This window comes from Ideonella sp. B508-1 (assembly GCF_000333615.1).
Taxonomy (GTDB): Bacteria; Pseudomonadota; Gammaproteobacteria; order Burkholderiales; family Burkholderiaceae_C; genus Ideonella.
In genome coordinates, this window is sequence record NZ_BADL01000533.1 from 1 (window position 1) to 5820 (window position 5820).

General features: G+C 73.7%; 8 protein-coding genes. 1 reads left to right on the top strand and 7 read right to left on the bottom strand.

The window, feature by feature from the left end:
* Positions 1-86: 86 nt before the first annotated feature.
* Both I73_RS20855 and I73_RS20860 read right to left on the bottom strand, forming a co-directional pair.
* The gene (locus I73_RS20855; protein ID WP_022982390.1) at positions 87-470 is read right to left on the bottom strand and encodes a co-chaperone YbbN; all 384 of its coding nucleotides are present in this window, start codon (positions 468-470) and stop codon (positions 87-89) included.
* A gap of 14 nt (positions 471-484) precedes the next feature.
* Positions 485-928 carry a hypothetical protein gene (locus tag I73_RS20860; RefSeq protein ID WP_022982391.1) on the bottom strand — a complete coding sequence of 148 codons (444 nt, stop codon included), beginning with the start codon at positions 926-928 and terminating at the stop codon, positions 485-487.
* A 250-nt stretch (positions 929-1178) separates the two neighbouring features.
* On the opposite strand from I73_RS20860, the gene I73_RS20865 reads away from it, so the two are divergent.
* Complete coding sequence (locus I73_RS20865) at positions 1179-1544, top strand: hypothetical protein (protein ID WP_022982392.1); 366 nt, start codon at positions 1179-1181, stop codon at positions 1542-1544.
* Positions 1545-1562: 18 nt separating this feature from the next.
* On the opposite strand, the gene I73_RS20870 is transcribed toward I73_RS20865, so the two are convergent.
* From I73_RS20870 to I73_RS29560, 5 genes are all read right to left on the bottom strand, one after another.
* A complete protein-coding gene (locus tag I73_RS20870; protein ID WP_026097017.1) occupies positions 1563-2759 on the bottom strand; it encodes a pyridoxal phosphate-dependent aminotransferase in 1197 nt (398 codons plus the stop codon).
* Positions 2760-2818: 59 nt separating this feature from the next.
* Positions 2819-3259 (bottom strand): nuclear transport factor 2 family protein, encoded by a 441-nt coding sequence (locus I73_RS20875; protein WP_022982394.1) that lies wholly within the window; start codon positions 3257-3259, stop codon positions 2819-2821.
* 22 nt (positions 3260-3281) lie between these two features.
* On the bottom strand, positions 3282-4073 hold the full coding sequence (locus I73_RS20880; protein WP_022982395.1) for an SDR family oxidoreductase: 792 nt from the start codon (positions 4071-4073) through the stop codon (positions 3282-3284).
* Between the two features lie 4 nt (positions 4074-4077).
* A complete protein-coding gene (locus tag I73_RS29555; RefSeq protein WP_022982396.1) occupies positions 4078-4671 on the bottom strand; it encodes a DUF3833 domain-containing protein in 594 nt (197 codons plus the stop codon).
* Positions 4668-5820 (bottom strand): MFS transporter (locus tag I73_RS29560; RefSeq protein ID WP_040501258.1); only part of this gene is annotated, 1153 nt, incomplete at its 5' end. The genes I73_RS29555 and I73_RS29560, both read right to left, overlap by 4 nt.

Consider the following 5820-nt stretch of genomic DNA (forward strand, 5'->3'; position numbering starts at 1 on the left):
GCACTGCGCGGCCCACCTGGCCTGGATGCGCCGCATGCCGGTGGTGCAGCAGGTGCTGGCCGAGGAGGGCTACCGGCGCTGAGGGTTCAGTGGTCGATGGCGTCGAGGTCGCCCTCGGCCGCGGCGATCTCGGCGCGCAGCTCGTCCATGTCGATCAGGCGGGCCTGCTCCAGCACCTGCTGCAGCTGGGCCTCCGACAAGGCGCCGCTCTGGCGGAAGACCAGGATCTGTTCGCGGATGACCATCAGCGTGGGCACCGAGCGGATCTCGAAGGCCTCGGCCAGATCGGCCTGCGCATCGCTGTCGATCTTGCCGAAGAGCATGTCGGGGTGCCGCTGCGCGGCCGCCTCGAACACTGGCGCGAACTGGCGGCAGGGGGCGCACCAGGTGGCCCAGAAGTCCAGCACCACGAGGGGATGGCCCTGTAGCGTGGCGGAGAAGTTGTCCTCGTTGAGGTCCAGCACAGACATGGCGGGCTCCCGGCTCAGGCGCGGTGGCCCGCGCCACCGACGATCAGGTTGAACACCTCGCGCACCAGGGCCAGCTCCACCGGCGGGTAGCCGCGCAGCGCCGAGATGGGCTTGAACACGCCGCCGGCCGCCTCCAGGGCCGCGGCCGGGGGCTCGAAGGCGGTGCAGCGCAGCAGGTGCACGCGGATCTCGCCGTCGGCGGTCTGCAGGCCCTGGTCGTAGTCTGGCGCCCAGACGAGTTCGCTGTCGGGCAGGGCCAGGGTCTGGGCCATGGCCTGGCGCACGGCTTCGCCGTTGCGCGGCAGGCTCACGGGCCCCAGCGCGGCGCCCTCGGGCAGGGCGCTGGGCCAGAGCAGGCAGCGTTCGGGCCAGCAGGCGAAGTTCAGCGCGGCGCTGTAGCTGTCGAAGTGGCAGAGGATGGCCCGAAAGGGCGCGGGCGCGGTGGCGTCGGTGGGCATGGCCCCTCCTGTGGTGACGCTGCATCCTAGGCGGGGCGGCGCGGCGCTGCGGCTGGCCCGGCACTTGCCCGAGAGAATCGCACAGGTTCATGGCGCATCTGGTGGTCATCGGGTGGGTCATCGGATGAGCCAGCACGCATCTTGCGATGTCCCGGGGTGGCCCGCCGGGGATGTTGGACTCGCGACAGTCTGGCCGTGCCTTTGTCTGGTTTTGTCTGGTTTCTTGCCATCCTGCACAGGAGCCCGCCCGATGCCACTCCAACCCCAGGGCTCCCGCCCAGGCCCGGATGCCGACGACTACCTGCGCCTGTTCGACCGCTGGGACGCGGCGGCGGGGGCCGGGCAGCCCCGCTGGCGGGACTTCGGCGATGTCTACCAGGCGGCCGAGGACGAGCGCTACCGCCTGCTGTTCGAGCAGGTCTGCCACCTGCTGGTCCTGCCCTCGGCCTTCAACCAGGCCATGCCGCAGGAATTCCGCGCCACGGCCCGCCAGTGGCTGGCGGGCGACGCCGCCACCCTGGCCCACATGGGCGAGGTGCAGCACCGGCACTTCATGCTCAGCGATCTGCACGACTATGTGCACCTGAGCCGGGCCACCGGCGCCGGCTGGCGCTGAGCACGTTTCGCGCGAAGGTCAGCCCGGCCGGTGCCGGGCCACGAAGCTGGCCAGTCGGTCCACGCCGGCCAGCAGCTTCTGCGGGTCGCTCACCGCATGGCACCAGCGCAGCCAGCCATCGCCCTCGGGGCCGAAGGCCGCGCCCGGGGCCAGGCCCAGGCCCACCTCGGCCACCAGGCGCTTGGCCAGGTCCAGCGAGTCGGCAAAGCCGTCCAGGCGGAAGAAGGCGTACATCGCGCCGCCGGCTTCGGGCACCTCCACGCCGGGCAGGGCGCGCAGCGCCTCGCTCAGCACGCGCCGGGTGCTCTGCAGCTCGGCGCGCAGGCGGGCCACGTCGGGCTCGCCCTGCTCCAGCGCGGCCACCGCGGCGCGCTGCACCGGCTCGAAGACGCAGGAGAAGTTGTATTCGATCAGCTTGGCCAGGTCATCGGCCAGCACCTCGGGCACCACCATCCAGCCGGCGCGCCAGCCGGTCATGCGCCAGGCCTTGGAGAAGCTGTTGACCGAGACGATGCGGTCGCCCGCTTCGTAGCGGCGCAGGAAGGACGGGGCCGAGGCCCGGGCCGGGTCGTACACCAACCGCTCGTACACATCGTCGCTCAGCACCCAGATGCCGTGCCGGCGGCAATGGGCCAGCAGGGCGTCCACCTGGGCTTCCTCGATGGTCCAGCCGGTGGGGTTGCTGGGCGAGTTGACGATCAGCAGCCGGGTCTCGGGCGTCAGCGCGGCCAGCAGGCGGTCCAGGTCCAGGTGCCAGCGGCCCTCGGTGGAGGACAGCGGCACCCGCACCACCTCGGCCCCCAGCACCCGCGGCATCTCGCAGATGTTGGGCCACAGCGGCGTGACGGCCACCACCCGGTCACCGGGCGAGAGCAGCAGCTGCATGGTCACCATCAGCCCGGTGTCGCCCGAGGCCACCACGCCGACGCGGGCGGCGTCCAGCGGCCGGCCGTGCAGACGGCTCAAGTAGCTCGCGATGGCCTCGCGCAGATAGGGCCGGCCCAGGTTCTGGCTGTAGAAGGTCTCGCCCGCGTCCAGCGACTGCACCGCCGCCGCGCGGATGTAGTCGGCCGTGGGCTGGTCCGACTCGCCGAACCAGAAGGGCAGCACGTCAGCCCGGCCCATGGCGCTGTTGGCCACCTCGCGGATCAGCGAGCCGGCCAACTGGTGGACGGCGGGGCGGGCCTGGACGGGGGGGCGGGACGGTGAGGACATGGCGGCGTGAGGGCAGACGGCGGAGGATGCGCCGATTCTGTCAGCCCGCCTCGCCGTCCTCAGGCCGGTGTGCCCAGCCGCCGCTGCAGCGCCCGCATCAGCCCGCCCAGCAGGGGCAGCTTGGCGTACAGCTCCTCGGCGGCGTCCCAGTAGTCGCGGTGTACCGCGACCCGCCCTGCCGGGGTGTAGAGCAGGTGGCTGGCGCCGCGGATGGTCCAGCGCTCGGTCCGGCCGCGGCGGGCGAAGTGGAAGTCCCAGGTCAGGAAGGCGTCGTTGCCTTCGGTCACCGCCACCCGCACCTCGAAGCGCGGGGCGTCCAGGGCCTGGAACATGTGGGCGAAGATGCGGCCGATCGCGTCCTGGCCGCGCACCTCGTTGAAGGGGTCCTTGAACAGGGCCTCGTCGTCGTAGAGCGCCAGCAGCTCGGGCAGGGTGTCCCGGCGCAGGGCCTCGTAGGCGGCCACCAGGCGGGCGGTGCGGGGGTCGGTGATGGGGCGCATGGTGGATCGGGGCGGCAGGGGTTCAGGCGCCGGTGGCCCGGCGCACCAGGGCGAAGTACCAGGCGTCGGGCAGGCCGCGCAGCAGGCGCACCCAGCGGGTGAAGCGGCGCGGGAAGTTCATCTCGAAGCGGCCCTGGGCCCAGCCCTGCAGCATGGCCTGGGCGGCCTGCTCGGGCGTGATCAGCGCCGGCATGCGGAAGGCGTTCTGCGCGGTCAGCGGCGTCTCGACGAAGCCCGGGTTGACGATGGACACGCCCAGGCCGCGCGGGCGCAGGTCCAGGTACAGGCTCTCGGCCAGGTTGTTCAGCGCCGCCTTGGTGGGGCCGTAGGCCAGCGACATGGGCAGGCCGCGGTAGCCCGCCACGCTGCCCACCAGGCTGAGGTGGCCCTGGCCCGCGGCCAGCAGGCGTGGCAGCACCGCATCGAGCAGGTGCAGGGCGCCCTGGTAATTCACGGCCAGATGGCGCTGCATCTCCGCCAGGTCGAAGGCGGTGGCGCTCTGGGCCTTGTAGTGGCCGGCGCAGAACAGCACCAGGGCCGGCATGCCCCCGGCGGCCTCGGCCACCCGCGCGGCGGCCTGCTGCACGGCCTGGGCATCGGTCACGTCCAGCGGCAGGGCCAGGCTGCCTGGGTGGGCTTGGGCGAAGTCCTGCAGCGCGGCGGCCTGCCGGGCCGAGACGATGACCCGCGCGCCCTGGCCGTGCAAGGCCTCGGCCAGCGCCCGGCCGATGCCCGAGGATGCGCCCACCAGCCAGACCCAGCGTCCGGCCCAGTCGGTGATGCGGGGGTTCAGGTCCCGTCCCAGCCAGCCCATGGCGTCAGTCCTGGTGGTGGCCGGCTTGGCTGGCAGCCTGCGCCGGCTTGGTGAAGGCCAGGGTCACGTCGCCCAGGTGGAGGCCGAACTTGCTCATGGCCGAGCGGTTGAGCACGGTGGACTCGTCCATGCGGTACATCCAGTCGTCGAACTCGACGTTCCAGACCCGACCGTCCACCGGCAGGGCCAGGGTGTAGGTCCAGTGAAAGGCGTTGCCGGCGCTCTCGCCGCGGGCCTCGCCCACCACGTCGTCGGCCCGGCCCACATAGCGCCCGTCACCCAGGTGGCGCAGGTGCCAGACGCGGCGCTGGGTCGTGCCGTCGCTGTAGCGGAAATGCTCGTCCAGCGTGCCTTCCTCGCCCTGCCACTGGCCGGTCATCTGCACCGTGAAGCGCTTGACGACGCGGCCCGAGCGGTCGGTGAACAGGCCCTGGGCGGTCAGCGGCCCATTGAGGTAGTCGCGCAGGTCCAGCACCGGCTTCTCCTGGGCATAGTCCTGCACGCTGGGGCCGGCGCAGCCCGCCAGACTGGTCAGGCCGGCGCTGGCGGCCAGGGCCAGCAGTGCGCGGCGTGAGGCTCGGGGAAGGGGGCGGTTCATGCGGTGTCTCTCCAGGTGGGGTGGCGCTGCTCGGCCCGCCGCAGCAGGGCCAGGGCCGCCAGCTTGAGCAGCAGGGGCAGGCCGCCGTAGGCCCAGGCCAGGGCCTGCAGCCCCGCGGGGGCCGCCTGACCGGGGTGGTAGCCGGCGGCGGCCAGCAGCGGCAGTGCCAGGCCGGCGGCCAGGGCCAGGTTGAGCTTGGTGGCACAGGCCCACCAGCCCAGGTAGCGGCCCTCGCCCTGCTGGCCGGCGCCGGCCTGGTGGATCACGCCGGTCAGCAGGGCGCCGGGCAGGGCCAGGTCGGCGCCCAGGGCCAGGCCGCTGGCCAGGCAGATGGCGGCAAAGGCCGCGCCGTCGCCCGCGCCCAGGGCCGGGGTGCAGGCGAAGGCCGCCACGCTGGCGGCCATGCCGGCGCGCCAGGTGGGCGACAGGCCCCAGCGCCGCACCGCCCGCAGCCACAGCGGCAGGCCCAGCGCGGCGGCGCCGAAGTAAATCAGCAGCAGCAGGGGCTGCAGCCCGGCGGCCTGCAGCCGGTCGGCCATGAAGAAAGGCAGCAGCGTGGCCGGGATGGCGGCGGCCACGCCGTTGAGCATGAAGACCGCCAGCAGGCGGCGGAAGGCGGCGTCGCGCCAGGGCGAGGCGGCGGTTGTGAGTGACGGGGGCAACGGGGGCGATGGAGCTTCGGTTGCCGCGGCCACTGCGGCGGTTGGCAGCGCGGCCGCGCCGGGGCGGCGCACCAGCCAGCCCAGGCCGAGCAGGCCAGCGCCCAGGGCCGCGGCCAGCACGGCGCTGGTCCCGTCCAGGCCCAGCCAGGTGGGCAGGGCGCTGGCCAGCACCACGCCCAGCAGGGTGGCGCCCTCGCGCCAGGCGCTGACCTGGGCCCGCCAGGCCGGTGCGCCGCCCCAGCGCGTGCCCCAGGCCTGGTGCAGGATGGCCACGCCGCTGTAGGCCAGGGTGCAGGCCAGCAGGGTCAGGCCCAGCCAGGCCAGGGTGGCGGCGGCCGGCCCGCGCGGCGGGTGCCACAGCGCGGCAAAGGCCAGCGCCAGGGCCAGGGCGCCGCCCGCCGCGGCCTGCCAGGCCTGGCGCAGGCCGCGCTTAAAGGGGCTGTCGGCCCAGCGGCCCAGGGCCGGGTCCACCACCGCTCCAGGCCGC

Bases quoted from the DNA above. Each gene is read 5' to 3' on its own strand.
- I73_RS20860 (WP_022982391.1), bottom strand. From the start codon at position 928: ATGCCCACCGACGCCACCGCGCCCGCGCCCTTTCGGGCCATCCTCTGC.
- I73_RS20880 (WP_022982395.1), bottom strand. From the start codon at position 4,073: ATGGGCTGGCTGGGACGGGACCTGAACCCCCGCATCACCGACTGGGCC.
- I73_RS20870 (WP_026097017.1), bottom strand. From the start codon at position 2,759: ATGTCCTCACCGTCCCGCCCCCCCGTCCAGGCCCGCCCCGCCGTCCAC.
- I73_RS20855 (WP_022982390.1), bottom strand. From the start codon at position 470: ATGTCTGTGCTGGACCTCAACGAGGACAACTTCTCCGCCACGCTACAG.
- I73_RS20865 (WP_022982392.1), top strand. From the start codon at position 1,179: ATGCCACTCCAACCCCAGGGCTCCCGCCCAGGCCCGGATGCCGACGAC.
- I73_RS20875 (WP_022982394.1), bottom strand. From the start codon at position 3,259: ATGCGCCCCATCACCGACCCCCGCACCGCCCGCCTGGTGGCCGCCTAC.
- I73_RS29555 (WP_022982396.1), bottom strand. From the start codon at position 4,671: ATGAACCGCCCCCTTCCCCGAGCCTCACGCCGCGCACTGCTGGCCCTG.